The sequence below is a fragment of the Pseudomonas sp. TMW22091 genome (assembly GCF_022496705.1).
GTDB lineage: Bacteria > Pseudomonadota > Gammaproteobacteria > Pseudomonadales > Pseudomonadaceae > Aquipseudomonas > Aquipseudomonas saxonica.
On sequence record NZ_SCFI01000014.1, the window covers coordinates 37,325 to 63,666 of the forward strand.

Genomic DNA, 26,342 nt, shown 5'->3' on the forward strand with positions numbered 1-26,342 from the left:
TAATCCCTCCCGTTTACAACTGAGCTGTTGAGCTTTTTCAGGTAGTACTATGAGTGTTTCGCGGCGAGCACCGGATGCTTTCGCACTGCAGGTCATGTTGGGACTGTGCCTTATTTGGGGCGTGCAACAGGTCGTTATCAAAATTGCAGCCCCAGACATCGCGCCGGTGATGCAAGCAGCCGCGCGTTCCGGCATCGCCGCGCTGCTGGTGGCCGGGCTGATCTGCTGGAAAGGCGGCTGGGACCAAGTGCCTGCCACCTGGCGCGCAGGTTTGCTGGCGGGTTCGTTGTTTGGTCTGGAGTTCTTCTTTATCGCTCAAGGCCTGGCGTTGACCAGCGCCGCCCATATGTCGGTGTTCCTCTACACCGCGCCCATCTTTACCGCCCTTGGCGTCAACTGGCTGTTGCCCAGCGAACGCCTGCGGCCGTTGCAGTGGCTGGGGATTTTTCTAGCGTTTGTAGGCATCGCCTTCTCGTTTGCCGGGGGGATGTCTTTTGCTGATATGGATCGCAACATGTTGCTGGGTGATGCCTGCGGGATTCTGGCGGGCATGGCGTGGGGCGCAACCACCGTGGTGGTGAGGGGCTCGCGCTTGTCTGAGGCACCGGTCACGCTGACGTTGTTTTACCAATTGATGGTCGGTTTTATCGGGCTGCTGGTGATTGCTGCTATCACCGGTCAGATCAGCCATGTCAGCTTGACCGGTGTGGCGCTCGCCAGCGTGCTGTTTCAGGGGCTGGTGGTGTCCTTTTTCAGTTACTTGGTGTGGTTCTGGCTGCTCAAGCGTTATATGGCCTCCAACCTCGCGGTGTTCTCGTTTATGACGCCTATGTTCGGCGTCACGTTTGGCGTACTGGTGCTTAAAGAGCCCTTGAGCGCCAACTTCATAGCGGGCGCGGTATTGGTGTTGTTGGGTATTACCTGTGTCAGCGCCGAGCAGTGGATCCGTCGCAAGGTGCGAGCATTACTGGAGCGTTGACACGCTGTCCGGCCAGCAGCCCGGCTAGCACCAGTCCGCTGGCGGCGATCATCAATGCCGGCTGCAACCCGCCGCTGAAATGACTGCTGAGGGCCGCGAGCAATGGTCCGCAGAGTTGACCGACGGCGAAACAAGCGGTCAGCAGAGCGGCATTGCGCTGCGTGGCGTGGGGCGCCAACTCTCGCGAGCTTTGCATCACCAGCGGCATGCAGGCTAAAAATGGCGTGCCGCACAGGATCACACCCAGCGCCAGCCCGGCGCTGCTCGGCAGCAGGCAGGCCAACACGCCCAGCGCCTGAACCCATAAAGCGCCCATTAACCACCAGCGGGTGGTGCCCGGATGAGGGCGGCGCAGACTGATCAGCACCACCCCAATCGCTGCGCACAGCCCAAAGGCGGGCCAAAACAAGTCGGCTTGCCACTGGCCGTGAAACTGTGCGCTGGCCATCTGCGACAAAAAGGTGGCGGGGATGATATAGCCCAAGCCATACAGCCCATAAATGGCGCCCAACCGGCTGATGCCTGGTTGGCGGGCGCCGTGGGAGTGCACCTGCGCCTGAGTGGGGAGCACAGCCGGTTTGGGCAATAAAGGACTAATACCCAGCACCATGATCAGCGCCGCCGCAGCGTAAATCAGCCACAGCGTGGCCGAGCTTTGTCCGAGCAGGTTAGATCCCAGCGCCAGCAGGCCGGTGAGCAATACACCCGCGCCCGGCCCGGCAAACACCAGTGCACCCAGGCGGGGGCGATTGGCACTGATTGCCAGTTGCTGGCTCAGTGAGGTGATCATCACCATAACCCAGGCACTGGCGATACCCGCGCCGAAGCGCAGCAGCAGATGAGGCCAAAAGCCGTGCGCCCAGAATGACACCAGCGTCAGCCCGACACACAGCCACAAGCCGGTGTGCAAGCGTGCGCGCACTTGATCGGGACGTTTAGCGCGCATCGCATCCAATGCGCCGACTAAATACCCGAGGTAGTTGGCGGCTGCAATCAGGCCGGCACCGGTGAGGTCAATCTGGCCTTCGCTGATCAAATGGGGCAGTTGTGGGGTGAGTGAGAAACGGCCAATGCCCATCGCCATAACGAGCGCGATAAAGCTGGCGATCAAGCGTGAGAGGGGAGACATGGTTGCTGATTCCTGACTGAAGACAATGACCGTCAGGCTATCGAGCATTGACTTTCATTAAAAATGAATAATAGTGAGTGACTTATTCAGTTTTGGAGAATGCAATGGAGTTCAGCCAATTGCGGATTTTTCAGGCGGTGGCCGAAGAAGGCTCGATCACCCGTGCGGCTGAGCGCTTGCACCGTGTGCCCTCTAATCTGTCGACCCGTCTCAAGCAACTTGAAGAGCAGATGGGCGTTGATCTGTTTGTGCGAGAACGGCAACGCTTGCAGTTGTCGCCCGCGGGTAAAGTGCTGCTGGATTACACCGCGCGTCTTTTCGCCCTGCACGATGAGGCCTTGAGTGCCGTTCAAGGGGGTGTGCCGTCCGGCACGTTTACGTTGGGGACGATGTACAGCACGGCGGCTATTCATCTGCCCAGCCTGTTGGCGCACTATCACCGGACGTATCCGGCGGTGAACCTGCAGGTGCAGTCAGCACCCAGTGGCGAATTGCTCACCGGCCTGCTGACCGGAGAACTGGATGCTGCGCTGGTCGATGGCCCGCTGGAGTTGGCTGGTCTGGATGGCGTCGAGTTTTGCCAGGAACAACTGGTCTTGATCAGTGATCTTGACCGCCCTGCGATTTCCCGTGCTCTGGATGTACAGGGCAGCGAGGTGTTTGCCTTCCGCCAGGGATGCTCGTATCGGGCACGCCTTGAGGCCTGGTATGCCAGTGATCGGGCGGCGATGGGCCGGGTTATGGAAATCGAGTCTTATCAGGGTATGTTGGCGTGTGTGGTTGCCGGTTCAGGGGTCGCGTTGATGCCCGCGTCGATGCTGGCGAGCTTGCCGGGGCGCGAAAATGCGCGTGTACATCCTTTGCAACAACCTTTTGCCAGCGCCACCACGTGGCTGATGTGGCGAAAAGGGCGACTTGGCGCCAACCTGAACGCCTGGATCGAGCTCCAGCAGGCACGGCCCGACAGCGTTTCAGCGTTGCAACCTGGCGTTTCGGTGTAGCGCCTATATGTAGGAGATTAGCCTAAAGTTCATTGACCTTAAGCAAGCATCTTGTAGGACTTAGGACTATTATCTGTCTGAAGCGATCGCAGAATTAACGTCGCCAGCGTGACCCCAAGGGGGAAATATGAAAGACAAATTGCAAACCTGGCTCCATGACCTCGGCGTTGCCTTGGGTTTGCTCGAGCCGCCCATGCAGCCTGTGCCGATTCCGGTCGAAGATCCGCGCCGCCGGCCACAACGTCGTCGCTAAGTTGGCACCCTCCTGCAGAAGCAACACCCGGTTGCTCCTGCAGGTTGAGTTTCAGGCCGCGCTTGCCAACGTGGCAGGCCGTCGAGCCATCAGGCTGACCAGTACAAAACTGACCAAAGCCACACCCAGGCTGTAATAAATCGGTGTGTTGGCTTCCAGCCCATCCTTGAACATAAACACCAAGGCCGTGATAAAGCCCAGGCCCATGCTGGTAATGGCGCCGGCAGTGGTGGCGCGTTTCCAGAAAATCGCCCCGATCAATGGCACCAGCATACCGCCGACCAGCAGGTTATAGGCCAGGGTCAGGGCGCTGATCACGTCATTGACCACCAGTGCGATCCCCAGCACGACAAAGCCGGTCAACAAGGTAAACAACCGATTGATGGCCAGGCTTGATTGCTTCCCGCCGCGCAATTTGGGTAGCAGGTCTTCGGTCAGCACCGTGGAAGCCGCCAGCAAACCTGCGCTGGCGGTGGACATCATGGCGGCCAGTGCAGCAGCAATGACCAACCCGCGAATCCCGTCCGGCAGCGACACTTTGACGATGGCGGCAAAGGCGTTGTTGACGTTGCCCAGATCCGGAATCAGCACGTGGGCGGCCATACCGATCAAGGCGCAGGTCAGGCCATACACAATGCAATAGAGGCCTGCCACGGTGCCGGCATATTGGGCCACTTTTGGGGTTTTGGCGGTAAAGACGCGCTGCCAGATGTCTTGCCCGATCAGGATGCCGAAAAAGTAGATCATGAAGTACGTGATGATGGTGTCCCAGCCGATGCTGGTAAAGCTGAAGCTGGAAGCGGGCAGTTTGCTTACCAGTTCATCCCAGCCACCTACTCGGTACAGGCAGATAGGCAGCAGTACAAACATCAGGCCAACGGTCTTGATCACAAACTGCACGATGTCAGTCAAGGTCAGCGACCACATGCCGCCAATGGTCGAGTACACCACGACCACGCCGCCGCCCAGCAGAACAGACGCCCAGAAGGGTAGGCCGAACAGCACTTCCAGCACGGTGCCGATGGCCAGAATCGAGGTCACGCCGATCATCAGTGCGTAGGCCAGCATGATCACTGCGCTGGCCTGGCGGGCCATCGGGTTGTAACGCTTTTCAAGCACCTGGGTGACGGTGAAAATCTTGAGCTTGAGCAGCGGCTTGGCCAGAAACAGGTTGAGCGCGATGATCCCGCAGCCCAGTGCAGCGCAGAGCCAAAAGCCGGAAATCCCGTGTACATAACCCAGGCGCACGGTGCCGACCGTTGAAGCACCGCCCAACACGGTGGCGGCCATGGTGCCCATATACAGCGTCGGGCCCAGGTTGCGACCTGCCACCAGATAGTCTTCGTGGGTTTTAGCCTTGCGCATGCCGTAGTAACCCAGCACCAGCATTGCCGCAGCGTAGATAAGAACGACCAGTAGATCTAAAGCCATGGGGGCGAGTCTCCAGTTTATTGTTATGAGGCGCTCAGGCGATGCGAGGCATCACGGCAGGTTCCAGGGCAGTGGTGCGCTGACGGCGCGGATCTTCAGGCGCAAACACTGCGCCGGGTTCCGGGAACAGGCTGAGCAGGGCCAGGTACATCAACGATGCCAAACCGAGGGTGACCGGCAGGCTGATGTCGATGCCTTGTGCCAGATTGCCCAGCGGCCCGACGAACTGGCCCGGCAAGTTGACGAAGCACAGACCCACCAGCGCGCTGGGAACCCAGGCGCCAAGGCCACGCCAGTTCCAGCCGTGCTTGAACCAGTAGCGCCCGCCTCGCTCGCCACGGGTGAACACTTGCAAGTCATCCGGGCAATAGAAGCCGCGCCGTGTGATCAGGCCGATAATCATGATCACCATCCACGGTGTGGTGCAGGTAATGATCAAGACGGCAAAGGTCGAGACGCTTTGCACCAGATTCGCGGCGAAGCGGCCGATAAAGATGAAGGCAATCGACATCACCCCGATCAGCAGCGTCGCCTTTACCCGCGACAGCAGCCGTGGAAACACGCTGGACAGATCCAGCCCGGTGCCATACAGCGAGGTTGTACCGGTGGACATGCCGCCGATCAGCGCGATCAGGCACACCGGCAGAAAGAACCAGCTCGGCGCCACAGCCAGCAGCCCACCGACGTAGTTGTTGGCGGCGATATAGTCCGGAGCTTTGCTGGCAACGATGGTGGCGGTGGCCAGTCCAAACACAAACGGGATCAGCGTTGCGAGCTGCGCTGCAATCACTGCCAGCATGATGCGGCGCTTGGGTGTGTGGCGGGGGATATAGCGTGACCAGTCGCCGAGGAACGCACCGAAGGAAATCGGATTGCTCATGGCTACCAGTGCAGCCCCAATAAAGGCGGCCCAAAAACCGGTTTGACCGAGAGCGACACTGCCAGCGAAATGGCTGTCGAAAGCCGGAGCAAACGCGAAAATCCCCAGCAGAAACAGCAGGCTTGCGGCCCACACTGCAATGCGGTTGACCCACAGCATAAAGCGGAAGCCGTAGATGCAGACGGTCAACACCAAGATCGCAAACACGCCATAGGCCAGGCCCAGACTGAGATCTGTTTCAGGTAGGCCGACCATGCGCTTGGCACCGCCGATCAAGGCATCCCCTGAACTCCACACCGAGAGTGAGAAGAAGGCAATTGCCGTCAGCAGCGACAGGAACGAGCCGACAATGCGCCCGTGTACGCCGAAATGCGCCCCGGAAGACACCGCATTACTGGTGCCATTGAGGGGGCCGAACAACCCCATCGGCGCCAGTATCAGCGAGCCCAGCACCACCCCGAGCACAATGGCCCAGAGCCCGGCTTCAAACGACAGGCCAAACAGCACGGGAAAACTGCCCAGCACCGCTGTGGCAAAGGTATTGGCGCCGCCGAAAATCAAACGAAACAAATCGCCCGGTCCGGCACTGCGCTCGTTGTCCGGGATCTGTTCGACCCCGTGGGTTTCTATCTGACGCACATTCTTATGGTTATTTTTATTATTCATGATCAGCTCCGATCACATTGGCTAATGGGGCGGCAGCCCTTCCGGCATTGCGGATAAATGTTCATGACAGGCCAGCCACAGGCCTTGTTGTTCTTGTGCGCTCGATGCTTGTCTCTTGAAGACAATGGTCTCGCGTTCCTGGCTAAAAAGTTGCTCCCCGTGCATGCGCAGCTCGGTGGCCACGTCATGCACAAACACCGCCATGTCACCGTGCAGGCTGACAAAGGCGTTGCTCGAGGTGCAGCTGAGCACCTCGAAGCCCTCGTCCCGACGCCAGCTGTCCCACAGTGCCTGATAGGCGTCGCGGTTCAGCAAAGGCTGGGGCAGGGTGTAAAACACGAAGCTGGCATCGGCGCTAAACGCGCCGAAATAGGCTTCGCGCTCGTTGCGCGCAAACGCTGAAACCAAATCTGCCGCAGCGCCAAGCACCTCATCGCGATCGCTCATGTTCAACCCTCAGCGGTGCGTCACGCCGGGAAGCACACAGAGCATTTCGTAGAGCAAATTGGCCCCCAGCAACGAGGTGTTGCCGGTGGTGTCGTAAGGCGGCGAGACTTCTACCAGATCGCAGCCCACCAGGTCGAGGCCCTGGCAGCCGCGAATCACTTCAATGGCCTGGATGGTGGTCAGGCCGCCGATTTCCGGGGTGCCGGTGCCTGGGGCCCACGCCGGGTCAATGCCGTCGATGTCGAAGCTGAGGTACACCGGGCCGTCCCCTACTTTTTCGCGGACTTCGGCCATCAGTGGGGCGAGGGATTTGTGCCAGCACTCTTCTGCCTGCACCACGCGGAAGCCTTGTTTGCGGCTCCAGTTGAAATCTTCAGCGGTATATCCCTGAGCGCGCAGACCGATTTGCACGACACGGTCGCAATCAAGCAGGCCTTCTTCCACAGCGCGGCGGAAGGTGGTGCCGTGAGCGATTTTTTCGCCAAACATATGGTCGTTGACGTCGGCGTGGGCATCGATGTGCACCAGCCCGACCTTGCCGTGTTTTTTATGGATCGCGCGCAGGATCGGCAGGGTGATGGTGTGGTCGCCGCCCAGTGTCATCGGGATCACATTGTGCTCAAGGATTTCATCGTAGGCTTCTTCGATGATGCGCACGGCGTCCAGCAGATTGAAGGTGTTGATGGCCACATCGCCGATATCGGCGACCGACAGCGAGTCGAAGGGGGCGGCGCCGGTGGCCATGTTGTAGGGGCGGATCATCACGGATTCGGCGCGGATTTCGCGGGGGCCGAAGCGGGTGCCGGCGCGCAGCGACGTACCGATGTCCAGAGGCACACCGATAAAGGCAGCGTCCAGCCCGGCGGCGGATTGCAAATGAGGCAAACGCATCATGGTGGCGATGCCGGCGAAGCGTGGCATTTCATTGCCACCCAGTGGTTGATGAAGAATTTTGTCCACGGTAAGGGCCTCGTCGTTTGTTGTGGTTATGGCGGCCGATTCTGCGAAAGGTACGAGGCGGAAAGAATCGCTGTGGGCAAATACTTAGTTCAGGTTTTTCTAAACTAATGGGCGGGATCTGGGTAGACTTTGCGCCTTTGCCCTCACCCTAACCCTCTCCCGGAGGGAGAGGGGACTGACCGCACGCGGCTTCAAGAACGCCTCAAATCAGCCCCCTCTCCCTCTGGGAGAGGGTCGGGGTGAGGGTAAGCCACACCGCCGACCTGAAATCAGCCCGGAGCCCTTATGGCCAACGCTTTGCCCGACTTGAAACTATTGCGAATATTTACCAGCGTTGTTCGCCATCAGGGTTTTGCCAATGCACAGCAGGCCCTCAACTTGTCCACTTCGGCCATCAGCACCTACATGAGTCAACTGGAGTCCAGTCTGGGTCTGGTGTTATGCCATCGTGGCCGGGGTGGCTTTAGTCTGACCAGCAAAGGTGAGCTGTTCCATCAGGAGACCTTGCGCCTGTTGGGCGAGCTGGAAGGCTTTGAACAGTACGCGGCGGCGCTCAAGGGCGAACTGCGTGGCACGTTGAACCTGGGTGTCATCGACTCAACGGTGAGCGACAAAGCGTTGCCTTTTGCTCAGGCGATTGGTGCCTACAGCCAGGAACACCCGGCCGTTCACTTGCATTTGTCGGTGATGAGCCCCTATGAGCTGCAACTGGGGGTACAGGACAACCGCCTGGATTTAGCGATTGGCGCGTTTTCGTCGCGAATGAGCGGGCTGGTCTATCAGCCGCTGTACCGCGAACAGCACTGGTTATATTGCAGTTCGCGGCATCCGCTGTTTACTGAGCGTCGCATCCCCGAGCCCGTAATCACCCAGCAGCGTATGGTCGGCCGGGGTTACTGGAGTCAGGCCGAGCTGGCGCGACATGGTTTCAAGCACAGCGCCGCCACGGTCGACAGCATGGAAGCACAGCTGATTTTGGTGCTGTCAGGTGCTTATATTGGTTACTTGCCCGAACACTACGCCGAGCCTTGGGTAGAAAAGGGCGACTTGCGCGTGCTGTTGCCTGCGACCTTTGGCTATCAGGCGCCGTTTTCAATGATCGTGCGCCGAGGCCGTAGCCGTGAGCCGCTGATCCAGACGTTCCGCGACCTTTTGAAAGCGCAACTCAACCCACTTTGATCGAGAGTTTTACTCCCATGTCCCGAGCTCAATGCTCTCGTTGCATGCGCCCGCAGACTCACTGCTTGTGTGCCTTGATCCCGCAACTGGATAGCCGCACACGGGTGTTGCTGTTGCAGCACCCCAGTGAAGTCAGTCATGCGCTGAACACGGCGCGACTGGCCGCATTGGGATTAACCAATGCGCAATTGCGCGTTGGCGAAGTGTTCGATGATCTTGATGAGTTGATTAACGTGCCGGGGTATCAGGCGCGATTGCTGTTTCCGGGTGATGACGCGCAGGTGCTCCTTGCGCATGAATCAGCTGAGGCAAGCCTGCCGCTGTTGTTAGTGGTGCCTGATGGCACCTGGCGTAAGGTGCGCAAGCTGCTGCACCTCAACTCGTTGCTGGCGCAATTGCCTCGAGTCACGTTGCCGCAAGGCGCGGTGTCGCGTTATCGGCTGCGCAAGGCACCAGGGCCGGGTGCGCTGTCGACGCTGGAAGCAATCGTGCAAGCGTTGGAAATCCTTGAAGCGCCGACGTCGTTTGCACCGCTGCTGCGCCCGTTTGAAGCGTTGATCGAGGGTCAGATTGAGGCCATGGGCGCTGAGACTTATGAACGCAATCATGGCGATAAAGCCTGATAGCTCGTTATTTCCGTAGCAGCTGTCGAGCTCTGCGAGGCTGCGTTCGAGGACGAAGTCCTCGTGATGCACAGGGTCGAGTCAGAGCTGAAAAACTGCGAAACAGGTTTTACGGCTGCTTCGCACCCGAACGCGGCCTCGTTTCACTCGTCCGCTGCTACGAATGGGGGAGGGTCAAGGCTTTTCGAGGGTTTTCTGGCGCAGGATGTAGATCGTGACACACACGGCACTGGTCAGCATGAAGCCTCGCGCCCATAACAGCGGCACCAGGTAGCAAGACAGCCCGATACTCAGCCACATCAGACCAATGGCATAGACCTTGCCCTTGAGAGGGATGCCATTGCCGTCCAGGTAATCGCGGATCCAGGGGCCCAGACGCGGGTGGTCGACCAGCCACTGATAAAAACGCGGCGAACTGCGCGCAAAACAGGCGGCGGCCAGTAACAGAAAGGGGGTGGTGGGTAAAACCGGAAGGAAGATGCCAATCACCCCCAGCGTTACGCTCAGCCAGCCGATGGCAAACAGAACGTAACGCAGCAACCGCGAACGGTTGCCTGGAGAGGGCGGTGCCACAGAATCAGTGGTGACGTGGCTTGAGGATCGCCGGCTTCTCGTCAGGTGCCTGGCACAGCAGGAACAGGGCGGTCAGCGCTTCAGGGATTTGCACGATCATGTCGTCCATCAGGTTGGCGTCCTGAGCGATGTCGGCGAACTCAGGTTGATCGTCGAAAAGGCCCGAACCCACCATGATTGGCAGCAGCATTTCGCTGACTTCTTCTTCGGCGGTTTCAAACCAGGCGGCTTCGCGCATGAATACGCCTTCCATAAAGCCGATGCACCAGCCGCGCAGGTCGGAGTCATCCGGCTCGTCGCCCAGATCCAGGTCGCACGGCAGTTCGAACTCTTCGTCCGCCGCCAATTGACGGGCAATGTGCGCCTTGAGTTGAATCAGGGTCGCTTCGATCTCTTCGCGCTGGGCGTCGTCTTTGTAGTGCGGGGTTTCGGAGAAGATTGCATCAATCCACTCGCGCTCCGGCACTTCTTCAGAGCAGATGGACAAGGCAGTCAGGAAGCCGTGAGTGGCCACGTAGTCCAGCGCCTCGTCATGCAGCTCGTCGGCGTCGAGGAAGACTTGCAGGCGGGTTAGTTGCTCAGCGAAGGACATTAAAGGACTACCTAGTAAATAAACAATGCCGAATTCTAGGCTTTCTTGAGCGTTCAAGCCAGTCGCAGCGCACATTTGCTGTGACTTCCCGGCGATCGGCAGGGCAATTACAGCGCCCTGCATGCAGGAGCGCTCGGGTATACTGCCGCGTTTTGTGATGCCCTGCGATCAATCCGGCATACCCCGCGTCTCGTGCCCGAGCTTTTAACAGGGCTTGCGGCCGGCCGGGTCGCCTGTTTGCAGGGGTGTTTCGGCGATTTCTGGAGTTTCTATGCTCGAACAGGCTCAACGCGTACTCAAAGACATCTTCGGCTACGACAGTTTCCGTGGCCGTCAGGGTGACATCATTGAGCGCGTGGCCAACGGTGGCGACGCCTTGGTGTTAATGCCCACCGGCGGCGGCAAATCCTTGTGCTTCCAGGTGCCGGCGCTGTTGCGCGACGGCCTGGCCGTCGTGGTCTCGCCGCTGATTGCCTTGATGGACGATCAAGTGGCCACGCTGGAAGAGTTGGGGGTGGCTGCGGCCGCTTTGAATTCGACGCTGAGTGCCGAACAGCAGCGAGACCTGGCCAGCCGGATCAAGCGCGGTGAAGTCAAAATGCTCTATCTGGCGCCCGAGCGTCTGGTGCAACCGCGCATGATGGCTTTTTTGCAGAGCCTGGATATTGCCTTGTTCGCCATCGACGAAGCTCACTGTGTGTCTCAGTGGGGGCATGACTTCCGTCCTGAGTATTTGCAACTGGGCCAGTTGGCTGAGGTTTTCCCCACGGTTCCGCGTATCGCCCTGACCGCTACCGCCGACAAGCGTACCCGCGAAGAAATCGTAACCCGGTTGCACTTGCAAAACGCCGAGCGCTTTTTGTCGAGCTTTGACCGTCCCAATATTTTTTACCGCATCGTGCCTAAAGAGCAGCCGCGCAAACAGTTGCTGGCTTTTCTGTCGGAGCGGCGCAGCGATGCGGGCATTGTGTACTGCCTGTCGCGTAAAAAAGTCGACGAAGTGGCGCAATTTCTCTGCGCCCAGGGCTTCCCGGCGTTGCCTTATCACGCAGGCCTGCCCAGCGAAACCCGTGCGGCCAACCAGAAGCGCTTCCTCAATGAGGAAGGGCTGATCATGGTGGCCACCATTGCGTTCGGTATGGGCATCGACAAATCCAACGTGCGCTTTGTCGCGCACCTCGACTTGCCAAAATCCCTTGAAGCTTATTACCAGGAAACCGGCCGGGCAGGGCGTGATGGCTTGCCCGCCGATGCGTGGATGGCTTACGGCCTGCAAGACGTGGTGATGCTCAAGCAAATGCTGCAAAACTCCGAAGGCGACGAGCGACACAAGCGCCTGGAGCACCATAAGCTCGATGCCATGCTGGCGTTGTGCGAAGAGACCCGCTGTCGCCGTCAGACCTTGCTCGCCTATTTCGATGAAGAAATGCCGCAACCTTGTGGTCATTGCGACAACTGTGTCGATGGCGTGCAAACCTGGGACGCCACCGAGCCGGCGCGTCAGGCATTGTCAGCGGTTTACCGCACAGGTCAGCGTTATGGCACCGGCCACCTGATCGATGTGTTATTGGGCCGCGAAAACGAAAAAATCCGCAGCATGGGCCATGAGCGTTTGGCTGTTTTCGGTGTCGGCAAAGCTCGTGCCGAAGGTGAGTGGCGCACCTTGTTCCGCCAATTGGTGGCCCGCGGTCTGGCTGATATTGATATAGAAGGCTATGGCGGTTTGCGCCTGAGCGACAGCTGCCGGCCGTTGTTGCGCGGCGAAGTCAGCCTTGAGCTGCGCCGCGAGCTTAAACCGCAAACATCGGTTAAAAGCACCTCCGCCAGCCCGGCCAGCCAACTGGTACGTGGTGAAGAGCGCGAACAATGGGAAGCCCTGCGCGCCTTGCGCCGCAAGCTGGCCGAAGAGCACGGCGTGCCGCCTTACGTCATCTTCCCTGACTCGACCTTGCTCGAAATGTTGCGCAGCCAACCCGGCACGCTGTCCCAAATGGCCACCGTCAGCGGTGTGGGCGCGCGCAAACTGGAACGATACGGCGAGGCGTTCCTCGAAGTGCTGGCCGGTCAGGCCGAAACGCCGAAAGTCGTGGCCGATATCCGTCACGAATTGATCAGCCTGGCCCGCGCCGGTATGACCCCCCTGCAAATTTCCGGGCAATTGCAGTGTTCTGAAAAGAACGTTTACACGATGTTGGCTGAGGCCATCGGGCGTCAGGAGTTGTCGTTGGAACAGGCGCTGGACTTGCCGGAAGAGCTGATGGCTGAAGTTCAAGATGCCTTCCTGGATGGGGAGGGTGAACTGCCAAGCGTTGCCAGCATTGCAGAGCAATTCAAGGGGCGCGTACCGGAAGGTGTGCTGTATTGCGTGCGTGCTGCCCTGCAAGCCGAGTTTGAGATGTAAAGATTTAGTGATTTGTAACGAATCATTGACTTGCGGGCCTTGCCTATGAACAAACTCCATGCTTAGCTGGCTAATAATTAGTTTCAATCAATTTTTAGTCTAATCATTGAGTTTTTTATGCCTTTAACCGATCAACACCGCTTTGGCATGCAGCTGGCCCAAATGTCCCGTGGCTGGCGTGCCGAACTCGATCGACGTCTAGCCGGTCTGGGTTTGTCGCAGGCTCGCTGGTTAGTGCTGTTGCACCTTGCGCGATTTGAAGAAGCCCCGACTCAGCGTGAGCTGGCACAAAGTGTCGGGGTGGAAGGCCCGACTTTGGCGCGCCTGCTCGACAGCCTTGAGGCTCAGGGGCTGGTTCAGCGTCATGCCGTGGCTGAAGACCGCCGCGCTAAAAAAATCGTTCTGAGTGATTCCGCGCGGCCTTTGATCGCCCAGATCGAAGCCATTGCTTCAGCATTGCGTGAAGAGCTGTTTGTGGGCGTTGATGAAGAAGAACAGCGCATCTGCCAGCGTGTTCACAAGCGCATTCTGGAAAACCTCGAAAAGCATTGATCGGCTGCTGCAAGCCAGCGCCGCTCTGGCAAGAGCGGCGCATATCAAGCCGTATTAGAACGTCTGGCCCAAATTCAGGTACAGCGCTTTTTGATCATCATCGTTGAACCCGTAGCTGAAATTGAGCGGGCCCAGCGGTGTGTCGAAACCGATAAAAATACTCGCCGCATTGATATAGCCGCTGTCGAAGTCGTTATCGTTGTTCCATGCCCGTCCGCGTTCCAGTGAGGCCCCGGCATACAACGGGAAATCAAACGGCAGGTATGAACGCGGTGTCAGGCGACGGTAATACACGGCCCTCATCAGGCTGATGTTTTGTCCGGAGATTGCGTCTTGCCTGAACCCTGACAGCTGCCGTGCGCCACCCAACAGGAAACTGGAGGTCACGACTTCGGCCTTGTCCAGCGTGCGCCCGTAACGGCCGCCCAGAATCCAGGTGTCGGGGCCGTAGCTCAAGGCTTTGTCCAGATGAAATTCCCATTGTCGGTAACGATCGTCGGAACCCAGCGCCGGGTCGAATTGGCGCACACTCAGACCGATGTCATAGCCCGAGTGCGGGAAATAGACGTTATCCAGCGAATCGAATGAGTATTTGATGTCATAAAACCCCTCATTGAAGCTGGTGCTCGGCAAATCATGATCGCCAATGCGTACGTCGGCCTTGCCCCACGCCTCGCCAATGCCCACCCGGATCTCACCGCTATTGCCGATCTGGCGTCCCAGATTCAACCCGAACCCGTAACGCTCCAGCCGGTATTCAGCGATGGGGTCGTTGTCGAGGATGGATTCGACGTTCTGTGATTGTGCATTGATGTACGGCGCCACAAAGTAGCGTGAACCCACATCCAGGGGTTGATAGAACTCGCTGTACAGTTCTTGTTTGTCGCCGATCTGCACCCGCGTCAGCCACTCTGCGCCGAGCCGATTGATACCATTGACCCGGTAACTGGCGCCCAGGTTAAACGCACTGTCGCCGCGCATGTCGTCCGACAGGTTGAGCCCCAGGCGCAGAAAGTCGGTGCCGCTGCGTTTGGCCCGGGCGCTGATCACCAGCGTGCGCTCCTTGCCCTTGTGCACGACGCGGTACTGCACCTGATCAAAGTAGTCGAGGCCGTACAGGGTGCCCATGTCCCGTTGCAAGCGGCCCAGATCCAGCGGTTCGCCCACGGGTTGGCGAATGTAATAGCGAATCACCGCGTCGTCGATTTTCGAGTCATTCTCAATCTTGATCTGGGTAATCACCGGGGTGCGTTCTTCCGCTGTGCGGGCAATGTCGAGTTGCACGTCAGCCGGGTGACGCAAATCGGCCAGGCGCGGTGCCAGCGCCTGTGTCGCGCGATAACCGGCGCTGATGATGTCTTGCGAGCGGCCAAAGTCTGTCGCGCCAATACTGCTCAACGCCGGCTGGATCAAAATATCGTCAGGCGTCAGCGAGGCCAATTGCACCTCGGAGTTGCTGCGGGTCATCAAGGTGGTGGACTGGTTGAGGATGTCGAATACCGTGGTGAGTTGCTTGCGCGGGCGCAGCGGGGTACCGATATCCACCACAATCACTCGGTCTACCCCCATTTCGCGGGCCACGTCCACCGGGATGTTGTCGACCATGCCGCCGTCAACCAGTAACTGGCCGTTTATTTCCACTGGCGCAAACACCGCCGGGATCGACATGCTGGCCCTTATCACTTGGGGCAGGTGACCTTTGCGGAACACCACTTTGTCGCCGTTGACGATATCGGTCGCTACGGCACGAAAGGGAATGGGCAGTTTATCGAAGTCGCGAATGTCACTGCTGTGGGCCAACAAGCTTTCAAGCAACAGCGACAGATTTTGCCCTTGAATGACCCCCAATGGCAGGCCGAGGCTGCCATCGTCGCGGAAACTCAGTTTTTGCCTGACCAGAAAGTCGCGGTCATCCTGCTTGCGTCGGAAGGGAATGTCTTCGCGAGGCGGATCGTCTGACAGGGCTTCTTGCCAGTCGATGCCCAGTGCGAGTTTTTCCAGTTCGTCGATCTTGTAGCCCGAGGCATACAGACCGCCGATCACCGCGCCCATGCTGGTGCCCGCGATGGCATCGACACGGATGCCTTGCTCTTCAAGAGCCTTGAGCACGCCGACGTGGGCCAGACCACGGGCTGCGCCTCCGGAGAGCACCAGGCCGATTTTCGGCTGAGGCTTTTCGACGGCAAACAGTGCCATAGGGCATAAACACAGAAGCAGGCAACTCAGCAGGCGGCGCATCATGAATCTCTGGGCAAGCGACAAAGGCGGCTATTATAGCGGCGCCTTTCTTTCAGGAGCCTGTGAAATGATGCCCGTGAGCAAACCCGAAATCGTGATTACCTACTGCACCCAGTGCCAATGGCTACTGCGTGCGGCCTGGCTGGCGCAGGAGCTGCTTAGCACCTTTGCCGAAGACTTGGGTCGGGTCGCGCTGGAACCCGCGACGGGCGGAGCTTTTCGCATTACCTGTGATGGCGTGCAAATCTGGGAGCGCAAAACCGATGGCGGCTTCCCTGAAGCCAAGGTGCTCAAGCAGCGGGTGCGCGACCAGATAGACCCACAACGTGACCTTGGGCACAACGACCGGGTTCAGTGAGCGCCAGCGTCCAGCACCGGTTTGGCAGGCGCGCCGCTGCCCATGCGGCTCGATGCCACAATGGCCGCAATGATCAGCACGCCGCCCAGCAGCATGCGTACAGTCGGGGTTTCGTGGAACAACAACCAGGCTAATGTGATGCCGTACACCGGCTCCATGGCGAACACGACAGCGGCGGTGCGCGCCTTGATCACCGCCAGGCTGGCGACAAACAGGCTATGGGCCACGCCAGTGCAAAAGATGCCGAGCAGGCCGATCCACACCCAGTCCAGCGGGCGCACCTCTGTCAGGCCGGGTGCCGCGAAGGGCAGTAGGCAGAGCGCAACCACGGCGTTTTGCCACAGGGCTGCCTGCACGGCAGGCAAACGTCCCGAGTTGGCGCGATTGTTCAGCGACAGCAGCGAAAACAATAAGCCTGAAGCCACGGCCCACAACAGACCTTCAGTGGCCTGACTGGCGATGTCAAAGGTCGGGGTGACGAGAATCAGCCCGGCACTGACCGCCAGCACCAGCAGGATTTCGTTGGCGCGGATGCGTTCGCGAAAAATCAGCCCTTCAAGAACCACGGTGAACGCTGGAAAGCTGGCAAACCCCAAGGTAGCAATGGCCACCCCGGCCACTTTGACCGATACAAAAAAACTGACCCAGTGCCCGGCCAGCAACAGCCCGCTGATCAGCAAGCCACGAGCATCGCGCAGTGAGGGCCTTTGCCAGCGCGTCTGTTTGGCCAGTGCGCCAAAGCACGCCAGTGCCAGTACCGCGAACCCGGCGCGACCAAACACAATAATCGAGGCTGAGGCGGCGGCCAGTTTGCCGAATACGCCGGTGAGGCCAAACATCAACGCGCCAATATGCAGGGCGCCCAGTGCGGTACGCGGAGTCATTGCAATCCTTAAATCGATACAGGCAAGGCAAGCAGTCTAAAGCGCGGGGAGGGCGGCTGTCTGTCGCGAGACTGGCGTCAGTTGTCGCCAGACTCGCGGCGCAACACGCTGGGCGAGGCCCCGAACTCACGCAGCATGGCCGCAGCAAAGGCGCTTTGCGAAGCGTATCCGACCCGGCTGGCGACTTCACCAATGGGCAGTGTGCTCTGGCGCAGTAGCGTCAAGGCGCTGCGCAGGCGGCGCTGACGGAGGTAGTCCATGGGTGTTTGCGCGCATTCGCTGATAAAGCGACTGTGTAAGCGGGCGCAGGACAAGCCGGCAATACGGGCCAGATCAGCGACCTGCAAGGGGTAAGCGGCGTTTTGCTCGATGTAGGCATCCAGCGCGGCAAAGGGCAGGCGTTTCGGTTGCGCCTGTTCAGTGGCCAGGTTGTTGAGACTGGCCAGCAACAGAATCGCGCCTTGGCGGGCAATCAGCGGATCACTTACCGGGCTGCTGGCGAGCCAGTTGACCAGCGTGTGTTGCCCATGATCGAGGGGCAAGTGGCCGGGGGTATCGAGCAGGCGGCGGCTGGCCTGCGCATGGGCTCCCAGGGATTGACCGAGCCAGTTCTCGCCTGGCACATCGAGCACCAGGCAGCGGCTGCCTTGAGGGCTGCCGCAGGTATGGTGAGCGCCTGCGGGGATGACCATCAGGTGTTGCTGTTGCAGCACGCTGGCGCGACCTTCCACCTCGAAATCCAGTTTGCCGGACAGACTGATCACCACCTGCGCATGCTCATGGCTGTGGGTTAAAACGTCATGACGGTAATTGCGCAGTGACAGTATTGAGCCCATGGTGATCTCGCCGCCCTTGAATTAGTGCCGCCAAAACGCCGGTATACACAGCACGAACACGGTAATGATTTCCAGACGTCCGAGCAGCATGCCCAGTGACAGAATCCATTTGGCCGCATCCGGCAGGCTGGCGAAATTGCCAGACGGGCCGATGGTTTCGCCCAACCCTGGCCCTACACCTGACACCGTACTGGCCGCGCCCGTCAGGGCGGTCATCCAGTCCAGACCCAGCAGCGACAGCGCCAGCGCAATCACACAGATGGTGATGGCGAAGAAGAACGAGAACGTCAGAATCGAGCGCACGATTTCTTCATCGAGGCGGTGGCCGTTGTACTTCTGTTTGATCACGGCACGGGGGTGGATCAGTTGGTTAAGGTTAGCCTTGAGCAGGATATAAGCGACTTGAAAGCGGAAAATCTTGATTCCGCCCGCCGTCGAACCCGAGCAACCGCCGATGAACCCCAGATAGAAGAACAGCATCAGCGAAAAGTTGCCCCACAGGCTGTAATCGCCCAAGGCAAAGCCGGTGGTGGTCACGACCGAGGTGACGTTCAGCGCCACATGGCGGAAGGCGTCCCAGTACGGCATGTTAGTGGTCCACCACAGCCAGGTGCCGAGTACAAACCAGGTTACTACCAGCAGGCCGAGCAGCCCTTGTACCTGTTGATCCTTGATCAATGCCCGGCGATGGCCACGCAGTGTTGCGACATACAGGGTAAAGGGCAGGCTGCCCGATATCATCACCACGATGGCGACCCAGTGCACGGCGGGTTGTGACCACTTGGCCAACGACAGGTCCGAGGTCGAAAAGCCGCCGGTGGAGATCGCGGACATGGCGTGGTTGATCGCGTCGAACACGCTCATGCCGGCCCACCAGAACGCCAGACTGCCCATAATGGTGATGCCGACATACGTGGCCACAATCAGGCGAGCCACCATGTGCGAACGGGGCATGACTTTTTCGGAACGGTCAGACGATTCGGTCTGGAACAGACGCATGCCGCCGATTCGCAGCAGCGGCAAAATGGCCACGGCCATGCCGATAAAGCCGATGCCTCCCAGCCAGTGCAACATTGAGCGCCACATCAAAATGCCGGGGGACATGGTGTCCAGACCGCTGAGTACGGTGGAACCGGTGGCGGTGATGCCGGACATGCTTTCGAAAAATGAGTCGGTGTAGCTGATGTGCTGAGTCAACAAAAACGGCAGCGCGGCAAAAATGCCCACCACCACCCAGCTTGTCACCGTTAACAGGTACATGTCCCGCGGGCGCAGGTGAACCTGTTCAGGACGACCGGGGAGTACCAGGGCCAGACCGGCGAGAAAAGTAATCAGGCTGGCCCACAGAAAAGAGGGCAGGTCGCCCATGCGGTCGAAAATGACCAGCGTCAGCATTGGCACTGACATGCTGACGGCGAGCGTAATCAGGAAGATGCCGATGATAAAACCGATGATGCGTAAGGTCGGCAACGCCATGAATTCAGCTCGGGATTGAAGTGGGGCGCCATTCTACCTGTGAGGTGGGCTATGTAAACCGCCTGCCTGTGAGGAGTTACCGTTAGAATAGCTGCACATTTTCTTCAGGAGGTAGCCCATGGAGGCTCTCGACGCTTTGCTCAACCGTGTTTCTGCCCCGCGCCTGCTCGATCCAGCGCCCACCGCTGAGCAACGTGAAGTGCTGTTTGCGGCTGCCTTGCGCGCTCCGGACCATGGTCAATTGCGGCCTTACCGGTTTTTGACGGTAGAAGGCGATGCGCGTCATCAGTTAGGTGAAATCCTTGCGCAAGCGGTGCAGGCGCAAGCGGGGGAGGTGACTCAGGCCGCGCTGGACAAGGCCCGTGCCATGCCATTGCGTGCGCCGTTGGTGATCGTAGTGGTCGCGCGCTTGCAGGATCATTTCAAGGTGCCAAAGTCGGAGCAATTGATCACGGCGGGCTGTGCCGCCCATGCCATTGAACTGGCCGCATATGCTCAGGGCATTGGTGCGGTATGGCGTACGGGCGAGTTGTCGTATGCACCGTTGGTGGCTAAAGGTCTGGGCTTGACCGAAGGAGAGGAAGTGGTCGCGTTCTTGTACCTGGGCACACCGCAGAATGAACTGCGCACGGCGCCGAAGGTTGAAATCGCTGAGTTTGTGCAGGCGTGGTCGGTGTAAGCCTTGATTCCCTCACCCTAACCCTCTCCCAGAGGGAGAGGGGACTAAAGCAAAAGCAGATAGGTGTAACGGCACACAAATAAGCTCCCTCTCCCTCTGGGAGAGGGCTGGGGTGAGGGTTTTGACCTCAAACGCTACCGTTAGGCTCCAGCGGCAGTTCCAGCGTAGCCACAAAGCCGCCCTCTGGATGATTGCCCAGCACCAGTCGCCCGCCATGACGTTCGGCAGCCCGGCGTGCAATTGCCAGCCCCAGGCCATGTCCCGCAGCCGTCTGGCCGGGAGCACGGAAGAACGGCTCACCCAGTTGCGTCAGATACTCCTCAGCCACCCCCGGCCCATGATCGCGCACACGGATCTCAATGTGCTCGCCTTCACGCAATGCCGTTAACTCAATCGGCTCGCCTGGCGGGTTGAAGCGTTGCGCGTTGCGCAGCAGGTTATCGACCGCGCGTTCAATCATGGTCGGCCAGCCTGTGAGGCTTAAGCCGGGTTCGGCGTTTAGTTCAACACGTTGTTCAGGCGCAGCCAGCGAGGCGTCTTTTTGCACGGTATTGAGCAGCCCGTTGAGGTCAATAGCTTCAGCACTCGCTTGATCAGCATCGACCCGCGCCAGCGTCAAAATCTCACTGATCAATGACTCCAGGCGGTCGCACTCGCGGGTCAGTCGCGGCCACAGCTTTTCGCGCTCCTCAGGGCTGGCGCGCTCGGCCAGGGCCAGCGCGATGCGTAAACGGGCCAAAGGCGAGCGCAACTCATGGGACACGTCACGCAGTAGCTGGCGCTGGCTGCCGATAAGACTTTGCAGGCGTGCGCCCATGCGGTTGAAGTCGGTGGCCAGTACGCCAAACTCATCGCGCCGCGACGCCAATTGCGCCAGGCTGTTTTGTTGGTAGGTGGTTTGCCCCAGATCATGCACGGCTACCCGCAGGCGGCTCAGCGGACGGGTGATCGACAGTGTGACCAACAAGCTGAACAGCGTCAGCACCACCAACGCAATACCCAGCGCACTCAGTGGCCAGATCAGGCTTTGCCGATGCCAGGCGTCCAGTTCGGGGTTTGGGATACGGTAAATCAGCAAATAGGTTTCTGACGTTTTCGGGCTGGTGTATTCAACGGTCAGACGGCGCCAGGGTAATTGCTGCTCGCCCGGCTGCTGGCGGGCTTCCCATGCGGCCGCACGGCGCGGGAAGGTGCCACGCACCACCGGATCGCCACTTTCGTTCAGTACTTGTACGTCGATGTGGTAGTGATGCTTGCGCCGCTCGAGAAATGCTTGCGCCGCATCGGCGCCTTGGGTTTCGTAGCGTTCAGTCCATTGTTGCGCCAGATTGGCGATGCCAGGGTGGCGGCTGAGAATCCAGGTGTCCTGGTTCAGCATGTGCCCCAACAGGATCGAAAGCCCTGCGACCAAGGCTATTGCCAGCCAAAAGCTGGCCAGAATGCGCCAGAACAGTGATCGCACGGTAATTCCTCTCAGGTCATGGGCGTAAACGAGTAAAGCCCAACGACCGGAGGCCGTTGGGCTTTGTCAGCGCAGGGGTTATTGCGCTTTAGGGGCTTTTGATGCTTTCCAGTCTTTAAACTCTTTCCACTCGGCTTGACGCTCAGCGCGGTGCTTTTGCATCTCGTCGAACTGTTTTTGCTGTTCAGGCTTGAGCAAGGCACGGATCTCGCTCTGAGTTTTGTCGTGCTTGGCCTTCATTTCATCTTTCAGGGCTTTCTGGTCTGCCGCTGGCAGTTTTTCCAGGTACTTCTCGACCAGTTGTTTACGGTCGTGCATTTGTTCGCCCATCAGCTTGCGAATTTCCTGACGCTGTTCGCTGGTCAGGTCAAGCTGGCTGTAAGGGGCGTCACCGCGACCGTGGTGGTCACCGCCGTGACGTGGACCCATTGGGCAATCACCACCTGGTGCGGCCATTGCGACGGTTGGCAGTGCTGCAGCAAACATCAGAGCAATTAGAGTCTTACGCATGGTGTGTCTCCTTTCGTACGGTTCCGGTGAATCCAGATGTGCTCAGTGTAGAGCGCGCAAGGTCAACCGCTGTCAATCATGCGTAAAGGTTGTGTAAAGAGGATTTTTTCTGAATTTACAATGCGTTGCGCTGGCGTCTCAGACCCTTTGTTACCACCCCGGGCTTTACACCGGTTACGCACTGTAGAAATAGCCACGGCCACGCAGCGCCACAATGCGCGGGCTGCCATCGGCGTGGGGGCCGATCTTTTTGCGCAAGTTGCTGACATGCATGTCCAGACTGCGGTCATACAGGGTCAGTTTGCGGCCCAAGGCGATTTGTGCCAGCTCCTGTTTATCGAGTGGCTCGCCGGGTTGACGCAGCAACGCCTCAAGCAAGCGGCTTTCGGAAACCGTCAGGGTAATGTCGTGATTGTTGATCGTGACCACGCCACGCATCGGGCTGAAACACAGGTCGCCCAACTCCAGTTGGCTGGACACGGCGGGCGGGTGACTGCGGCGCAGTACGGCGCGCAGGCGGGCGGTCAACTCGCGGGGGTCACAGGGCTTGGCCAGATAGTCATCGGCCCCCAGTTCCAGCCCCAGAATACGGTCCAGCGGTTCGCCACGGGCTGACAACATCAGCACGGGCAAGTCGGGGTGATCACTGCGCAGCTGTTTGAGCAGCTCAAGACCGCTGCCGTCCGGCAGCATCACATCCAATACCACTGCGTCCGGGCTGGTTTCAGCCAACGCCTTGCGTGCACTCTGGCCATCGTAGCAAGCACGGACCTGGAAGCCTTCCTGGCTCAACCAGCTGCTCAGAAGCTCACACAGCTCCTGGTCATCATCTATCAGTAACAGGTCGCTCATGGCGTACTCAATTCAGCCGGCGCCGCGTTCATTACGCAGACGCCGTCAGGGAGGCCGCGGACTACGGCAGGACTTGCTTGAAAGGCTTGACGCTGACAGAAGCGTAAACGCCCGCGGCAACGTAAGGATCAGCATCTGCCCACGCTTGGGCTGCATTCAGGGACTCGAATTCGGCCACAATCAGGCTGCCGCTGAAACCGGCTGCACCTGGATCATTGCTGTCGATGGCTGGGTTCGGGCCCGCCAGCACGATGCGGCCTTCAGCTTTAAGCTGTTGCAAACGCTCAAGGTGGGCCGGGCGCGCAGCCATACGGGCTTCGAGCGAGTTGGCGACGTCAGTGGCAACGATTGCGTAGAGCATGTCAATCCTCGGATTTTGAGTTGGTCGGTGCAGAGTCGGCGTCATGCAGGTGACGAGACAAGTAGATACCCTGAGCGACCAGGAATAGCACGGTCATGCCCAGACTGCCGAATACCTTGAAGTCGACCCAGATGCTCTGATAAGTGAAGGCCACAAACAGGTTGGCCGCGCCACAGAACAGAAAAAAACCGATCCAGGCAAGGTTCAGGCGAGTCCAGATGGCATCGGGCAGGGTCAATGCATGGCCCATGATGCGTTTGATCAGCAATTTGTCGCCGATAAAGTGGCTACCGGCAAACGCCAGTGCAAACAGCCAGTTCACCACCGGAGCTTTCCACTTGAGGAAGGTTTCGCTGTGGAAAGCCAGCGTCAGGCTGCCGAACACGAGGCAGGCAATCAGCGTCAACCATTGGCTTTTTTCCAGCTTGCGCTGTTTGAAAAACAAAAAGCCGTAAACCACCACGGAACTGATGATCAGCATGGCCGTGGCACTGTAAATGCCCCCGATTGACAGGTTGTGGCCTGCAATATCGACGATGCGTGGTTCGATTTTGTAAACGATGAAAAACAGTAGCAGCGGGATGAAGTCGATGAATTGTTTCACAGTGGCAGCCAGAAGCAGGATGTGGCGGCATAATAACAAACATCAATGACAACGAAAGTGTCAGCTAGAGGTTATTAAATTCCCGTGGAAATTGACTTGCATTGCCATAGCACAGCGTCTGATGGCGCGTTGGCGCCCGCCGTACTGGTTGCGCGTGCGTTCGAGAAAGGTGTGCGAGTCCTGGCCCTGACCGATCACGACACACTTGAAGGTCTGGACGAGGCCCGCGAAGCCGCTCTGGCGTTGAACATGACATTGGTCAATGGCGTTGAATTGTCCTGCACCTGGGGCGGTGCAACGATTCATGTGCTCGGTTACGGCTTTGACGTGAATGCGCCGGCGCTGGTCGAGGCTATTGCCAAGCTTCATGACGGCCGTTGGCTGCGGGCTGAAGAAATCAGCCGCAAGCTGGCGCTCAAAGGCATGCCCGGCGCACTGGAAGGCGCGCGCGCCATCCAGCAAACCTTGGGTGACAGCGGCAATGCGCCGGCCCGCCCGCACTTCGCGGACTTTCTGGTCGAGGCTGGTTACGTCAAGGACCGCGCCGAAGCGTTTCGCAAGTGGCTGGGCGCGGGCAAGCTGGGCGACGTCAAATTACACTGGCCGACTCTTGAAGACACCGTTGCCACCTTGCGTGCGGCGGGCGCGTGGATCAGCCTGGCGCACCCGTCGCACTACGATTTCACCCGCAGCAAGCGTCGTCGCCTGATTGGCGACTATATTCAAGCTGGGGGTCACGCGATTGAAGTGGTCAACGGGCACCAGCCGGCAGAACAAGTCGGTGGTCTGGCGATCCTGGCGCGTGAGTTCGGTCTGCTGGTCAGTGCCGGCAGTGACTTTCATGGCCCGGGTGGATGGTCCGAGATCGGCGAGTACCGCCCCATTCCGGAAGATTTGCCGCCCTTGTGGCGTCGATTCAAATTAGAACCGCCCGTGGCCAACGTCTGAACAGGGAAACACTGTGAGCCAATTTTTCCAGATTCATCCGGAAAATCCGCAACCGCGGTTGATCAAACAAGCCGTTGATATTATCAAAAAGGGTGGGGTAGTGGTTTATCCCACCGATTCGTCTTATGCCGTGGGCTGCCAGATCGGTGACAAGCACGCCATCGACCGCATCAAACGCCTGCGTAATCTGGACGACAAGCATAACTTCACCCTGATGTGCTGCGACCTGTCGCAACTGGGGTTGTTTGCCAAGGTCGAAACCGGCGTGTTCCGCTTGCTCAAAGCCCATACGCCAGGGCCTTACACTTTTATCCTCAACGCTACCCGCGAAGTACCCCGCTTGCTGCTGCATCCCAAGCGCCGCACCATCGGTATGCGGGTGCCGCATCACCCGATTGCCTTGGCGTTGCTGGAGGAGCTGGGCGAGCCGCTGATGAGTGTCACGCTGATTCTGCCGGGCGAAACGGAGCCCCTGGAAGACCCGGATCTGATTCGTGAAAAGCTGGACAAGCAGGTCGACCTGATCATTGATGGTGGCTTTGGTGGTCATAAGGCCTCCACGGTCATCAACCTGGTGGATGCGGATGATCCCTATGTCGTGCGTGTCGGGTGCGGTGATCCAACGCCGTTTATGGTTGAGGCCTGATGTCTGACGTAGAAACCGTTGAGCAAGATCAAGCGGGCGCCCAGCAAGAACTGCCGTTTGCAATGGTGTACGGCCAGGCCGTTATCGAGATGCCGCTGGACCTGTACATCCCGCCGGATGCGCTGGAGGTGTTTCTCGATGCGTTCGAAGGCCCGCTTGATTTGCTGCTGTACCTGATTCGCAAGCAGAACATCAACATCCTCGATATTCCGGTGGCAGAAATTACCCGTCAGTACATGGGTTATGTCGAGCTGATGAAAACCGTGCGTCTGGAACTGGCGGCCGAATATCTGGTGATGGCCGCCATGCTGGCGGAAATCAAGTCGCGCATGCTGTTGCCGCGTTCAGCCGAAGTCGAAGAAGACGAAGGCGACCCGCGTGCTGAATTGATCCGGCGTTTGCAGCAGTACGAGCGATTCAAGGCCGCGGCAGAAGGTCTGGACGGGTTAAGCCGGGTAGGGCGCGATGTTATTGTGCCCAAACTGGATGCGCCCGAAGCGCGAGCGCGCAAGCTGGTACCGGATGTGGCGCTCGAAGAGTTGCTGATGTCCATGGCTGACGTGTTGCGCCGCAGTGACATGTTTGAGAGCCACCAGGTCAGCCGAGAGGCATTGTCGACCCGTGAGCGGATGAGTGATGTGCTGGAACGCCTCAAAGGCGGCGGTTTTGTGCCGTTTGTTGAGCTGTTCACGGCCGAAGAAGGCAAGCTGGGCGTCGTTGTGACCTTTATGGCCATTCTGGAACTGGTCAAAGAGCAACTGATTGAACTGGTGCAGAACGAGCCCTATGCGGCGATCCATGTGCGGGCGAAAGCCGAATAAA

General features: G+C 58.9%; 28 protein-coding genes. 12 read left to right on the plus strand and 16 right to left on the minus strand.

What is annotated here, in order from left to right; translation table 11 throughout:
• Positions 1–49 precede the first annotated feature (49 nt).
• A complete protein-coding gene (locus EQV93_RS20230; RefSeq protein WP_122783863.1) occupies positions 50–979 on the plus strand; it encodes a DMT family transporter in 930 nt (309 codons plus the stop codon).
• Here EQV93_RS20230 and EQV93_RS20235 read toward each other — a convergent pair.
• The gene (locus tag EQV93_RS20235) at positions 927–2,108 is read right to left on the minus strand and encodes an MFS transporter (protein WP_240892323.1); all 1,182 of its coding nucleotides are present in this window, start codon (positions 2,106–2,108) and stop codon (positions 927–929) included. The genes EQV93_RS20230 and EQV93_RS20235 overlap by 53 nt on opposite strands.
• 104 nt (positions 2,109–2,212) lie before the next feature.
• Here EQV93_RS20235 and ptrR point away from each other — a divergent pair, with 104 nt between their 5' ends.
• Positions 2,213–3,109, plus strand: coding sequence for a putrescine utilization regulator PtrR (gene ptrR, locus EQV93_RS20240; protein WP_122783862.1), 897 nt, complete (start codon positions 2,213–2,215; stop codon positions 3,107–3,109).
• A 127-nt stretch (positions 3,110–3,236) separates the two neighbouring features.
• Positions 3,237–3,362 carry a PA1414 family protein gene (locus EQV93_RS22430; RefSeq protein WP_267129116.1) on the plus strand — a complete coding sequence of 42 codons (126 nt, stop codon included), beginning with the start codon at positions 3,237–3,239 and terminating at the stop codon, positions 3,360–3,362.
• Positions 3,363–3,413: 51 nt separating this feature from the next.
• On the opposite strand, the gene EQV93_RS20245 is transcribed toward EQV93_RS22430, so the two are convergent.
• Genes EQV93_RS20245 through speB form a run of 4 tightly spaced genes read right to left on the minus strand, consistent with a single transcriptional unit; the run spans position 3,414 to position 7,746 of the window.
• Positions 3,414–4,793 carry a sodium:solute symporter gene (locus EQV93_RS20245; protein WP_240892324.1) on the minus strand — a complete coding sequence of 460 codons (1,380 nt, stop codon included), beginning with the start codon at positions 4,791–4,793 and terminating at the stop codon, positions 3,414–3,416.
• 34 nt (positions 4,794–4,827) lie between these two features.
• Entirely contained in the window at positions 4,828–6,339 is a 1,512-nt protein-coding gene (locus EQV93_RS20250; protein WP_122783860.1) for a purine-cytosine permease family protein, read from the minus strand.
• A gap of 21 nt (positions 6,340–6,360) precedes the next feature.
• Positions 6,361–6,786 (minus strand): YybH family protein, encoded by a 426-nt coding sequence (locus EQV93_RS20255; RefSeq protein ID WP_240892325.1) that lies wholly within the window; start codon positions 6,784–6,786, stop codon positions 6,361–6,363.
• Positions 6,787–6,795: 9 nt separating this feature from the next.
• On the minus strand, positions 6,796–7,746 hold the full coding sequence (speB, locus tag EQV93_RS20260; RefSeq protein WP_122783858.1) for an agmatinase: 951 nt from the start codon (positions 7,744–7,746) through the stop codon (positions 6,796–6,798).
• Between the two features lie 285 nt (positions 7,747–8,031).
• Between speB and EQV93_RS20265 the strand changes: the two genes are divergently transcribed.
• Positions 8,032–8,925: a LysR family transcriptional regulator gene (locus tag EQV93_RS20265; protein ID WP_122783857.1), complete on the plus strand. Its 894-nt coding sequence runs from the start codon at positions 8,032–8,034 to the stop codon at positions 8,923–8,925.
• Between the two features lie 17 nt (positions 8,926–8,942).
• Positions 8,943–9,548 (plus strand): tRNA-uridine aminocarboxypropyltransferase, encoded by a 606-nt coding sequence (locus tag EQV93_RS20270; protein ID WP_240892326.1) that lies wholly within the window; start codon positions 8,943–8,945, stop codon positions 9,546–9,548.
• 174 nt (positions 9,549–9,722) lie between these two features.
• On the opposite strand, the gene EQV93_RS20275 is transcribed toward EQV93_RS20270, so the two are convergent.
• Both EQV93_RS20275 and EQV93_RS20280 read right to left on the minus strand, forming a co-directional pair.
• Positions 9,723–10,121, minus strand: coding sequence for a YbaN family protein (locus tag EQV93_RS20275; RefSeq protein WP_146386408.1), 399 nt, complete (start codon positions 10,119–10,121; stop codon positions 9,723–9,725).
• Between the two features lie 4 nt (positions 10,122–10,125).
• The gene (locus EQV93_RS20280) at positions 10,126–10,713 is read right to left on the minus strand and encodes a UPF0149 family protein (RefSeq protein WP_122783854.1); all 588 of its coding nucleotides are present in this window, start codon (positions 10,711–10,713) and stop codon (positions 10,126–10,128) included.
• Positions 10,714–10,984: 271 nt separating this feature from the next.
• On the opposite strand from EQV93_RS20280, the gene recQ reads away from it, so the two are divergent.
• Together recQ and EQV93_RS20290 are read left to right on the plus strand one after the other, a co-directional pair.
• Entirely contained in the window at positions 10,985–13,114 is a 2,130-nt protein-coding gene (gene recQ / locus EQV93_RS20285) for a DNA helicase RecQ (protein WP_122783853.1), read from the plus strand.
• A gap of 117 nt (positions 13,115–13,231) precedes the next feature.
• Entirely contained in the window at positions 13,232–13,666 is a 435-nt protein-coding gene (locus EQV93_RS20290; RefSeq protein WP_122783852.1) for a MarR family transcriptional regulator, read from the plus strand.
• 54 nt (positions 13,667–13,720) lie between these two features.
• Here the strand turns inward: EQV93_RS20290 and EQV93_RS20295 are convergent, their stop codons facing one another.
• Entirely contained in the window at positions 13,721–15,904 is a 2,184-nt protein-coding gene (locus EQV93_RS20295) for a patatin-like phospholipase family protein (RefSeq protein ID WP_122783851.1), read from the minus strand.
• A gap of 70 nt (positions 15,905–15,974) precedes the next feature.
• On the opposite strand from EQV93_RS20295, the gene EQV93_RS20300 reads away from it, so the two are divergent.
• On the plus strand, positions 15,975–16,262 hold the full coding sequence (locus tag EQV93_RS20300; protein WP_122783896.1) for a SelT/SelW/SelH family protein: 288 nt from the start codon (positions 15,975–15,977) through the stop codon (positions 16,260–16,262).
• Here EQV93_RS20300 and EQV93_RS20305 read toward each other — a convergent pair.
• The 3 genes from EQV93_RS20305 to EQV93_RS20315 all read right to left on the minus strand — a co-directional run bounded on the left by EQV93_RS20305 (position 16,256) and on the right by EQV93_RS20315 (position 19,458).
• On the minus strand, positions 16,256–17,146 hold the full coding sequence (locus EQV93_RS20305) for a DMT family transporter (protein WP_122783850.1): 891 nt from the start codon (positions 17,144–17,146) through the stop codon (positions 16,256–16,258). The two genes, EQV93_RS20300 and EQV93_RS20305, sit on opposite strands and share 7 nt — an antisense overlap.
• Positions 17,147–17,223: 77 nt before the next feature.
• Positions 17,224–17,982, minus strand: coding sequence for an AraC family transcriptional regulator (locus EQV93_RS20310; protein ID WP_240892327.1), 759 nt, complete (start codon positions 17,980–17,982; stop codon positions 17,224–17,226).
• A 21-nt stretch (positions 17,983–18,003) separates the two neighbouring features.
• Positions 18,004–19,458, minus strand: coding sequence for a TrkH family potassium uptake protein (locus tag EQV93_RS20315; RefSeq protein WP_122783848.1), 1,455 nt, complete (start codon positions 19,456–19,458; stop codon positions 18,004–18,006).
• Positions 19,459–19,576: 118 nt separating this feature from the next.
• Here EQV93_RS20315 and EQV93_RS20320 point away from each other — a divergent pair, with 118 nt between their 5' ends.
• On the plus strand, positions 19,577–20,137 hold the full coding sequence (locus EQV93_RS20320) for an NAD(P)H nitroreductase (protein WP_146386414.1): 561 nt from the start codon (positions 19,577–19,579) through the stop codon (positions 20,135–20,137).
• A 127-nt stretch (positions 20,138–20,264) separates the two neighbouring features.
• Here EQV93_RS20320 and EQV93_RS20325 read toward each other — a convergent pair whose 3' ends face one another.
• The 5 genes from EQV93_RS20325 to EQV93_RS20345 all read right to left on the minus strand — a co-directional run bounded on the left by EQV93_RS20325 (position 20,265) and on the right by EQV93_RS20345 (position 23,926).
• On the minus strand, positions 20,265–21,599 hold the full coding sequence (locus tag EQV93_RS20325) for a sensor histidine kinase (RefSeq protein ID WP_122783846.1): 1,335 nt from the start codon (positions 21,597–21,599) through the stop codon (positions 20,265–20,267).
• Between the two features lie 78 nt (positions 21,600–21,677).
• Positions 21,678–22,109, minus strand: coding sequence for a Spy/CpxP family protein refolding chaperone (locus tag EQV93_RS20330; protein WP_122783845.1), 432 nt, complete (start codon positions 22,107–22,109; stop codon positions 21,678–21,680).
• A gap of 174 nt (positions 22,110–22,283) precedes the next feature.
• Complete coding sequence (locus EQV93_RS20335) at positions 22,284–22,961, minus strand: response regulator transcription factor (protein ID WP_122783844.1); 678 nt, start codon at positions 22,959–22,961, stop codon at positions 22,284–22,286.
• Positions 22,962–23,022: 61 nt separating this feature from the next.
• A complete protein-coding gene (locus tag EQV93_RS20340; RefSeq protein ID WP_122783843.1) occupies positions 23,023–23,322 on the minus strand; it encodes a YciI family protein in 300 nt (99 codons plus the stop codon).
• 1 nt (position 23,323) lies between these two features.
• Positions 23,324–23,926: a septation protein A gene (locus EQV93_RS20345; protein WP_122783842.1), complete on the minus strand. Its 603-nt coding sequence runs from the start codon at positions 23,924–23,926 to the stop codon at positions 23,324–23,326.
• Positions 23,927–24,010: 84 nt separating this feature from the next.
• Here EQV93_RS20345 and EQV93_RS20350 point away from each other — a divergent pair, with 84 nt between their 5' ends.
• The 3 genes from EQV93_RS20350 to EQV93_RS20360 all read left to right on the plus strand — a co-directional run bounded on the left by EQV93_RS20350 (position 24,011) and on the right by EQV93_RS20360 (position 26,341).
• Complete coding sequence (locus EQV93_RS20350; protein WP_122783841.1) at positions 24,011–24,874, plus strand: PHP domain-containing protein; 864 nt, start codon at positions 24,011–24,013, stop codon at positions 24,872–24,874.
• A 13-nt stretch (positions 24,875–24,887) separates the two neighbouring features.
• On the plus strand, positions 24,888–25,520 hold the full coding sequence (locus EQV93_RS20355) for an L-threonylcarbamoyladenylate synthase (RefSeq protein ID WP_240892328.1): 633 nt from the start codon (positions 24,888–24,890) through the stop codon (positions 25,518–25,520).
• Positions 25,521–25,642: 122 nt separating this feature from the next.
• Positions 25,643–26,341, plus strand: coding sequence for a segregation and condensation protein A (locus tag EQV93_RS20360; protein ID WP_199750859.1), 699 nt, complete (start codon positions 25,643–25,645; stop codon positions 26,339–26,341).
• The last annotated feature ends 1 nt before the right edge of the window (position 26,342 follow it).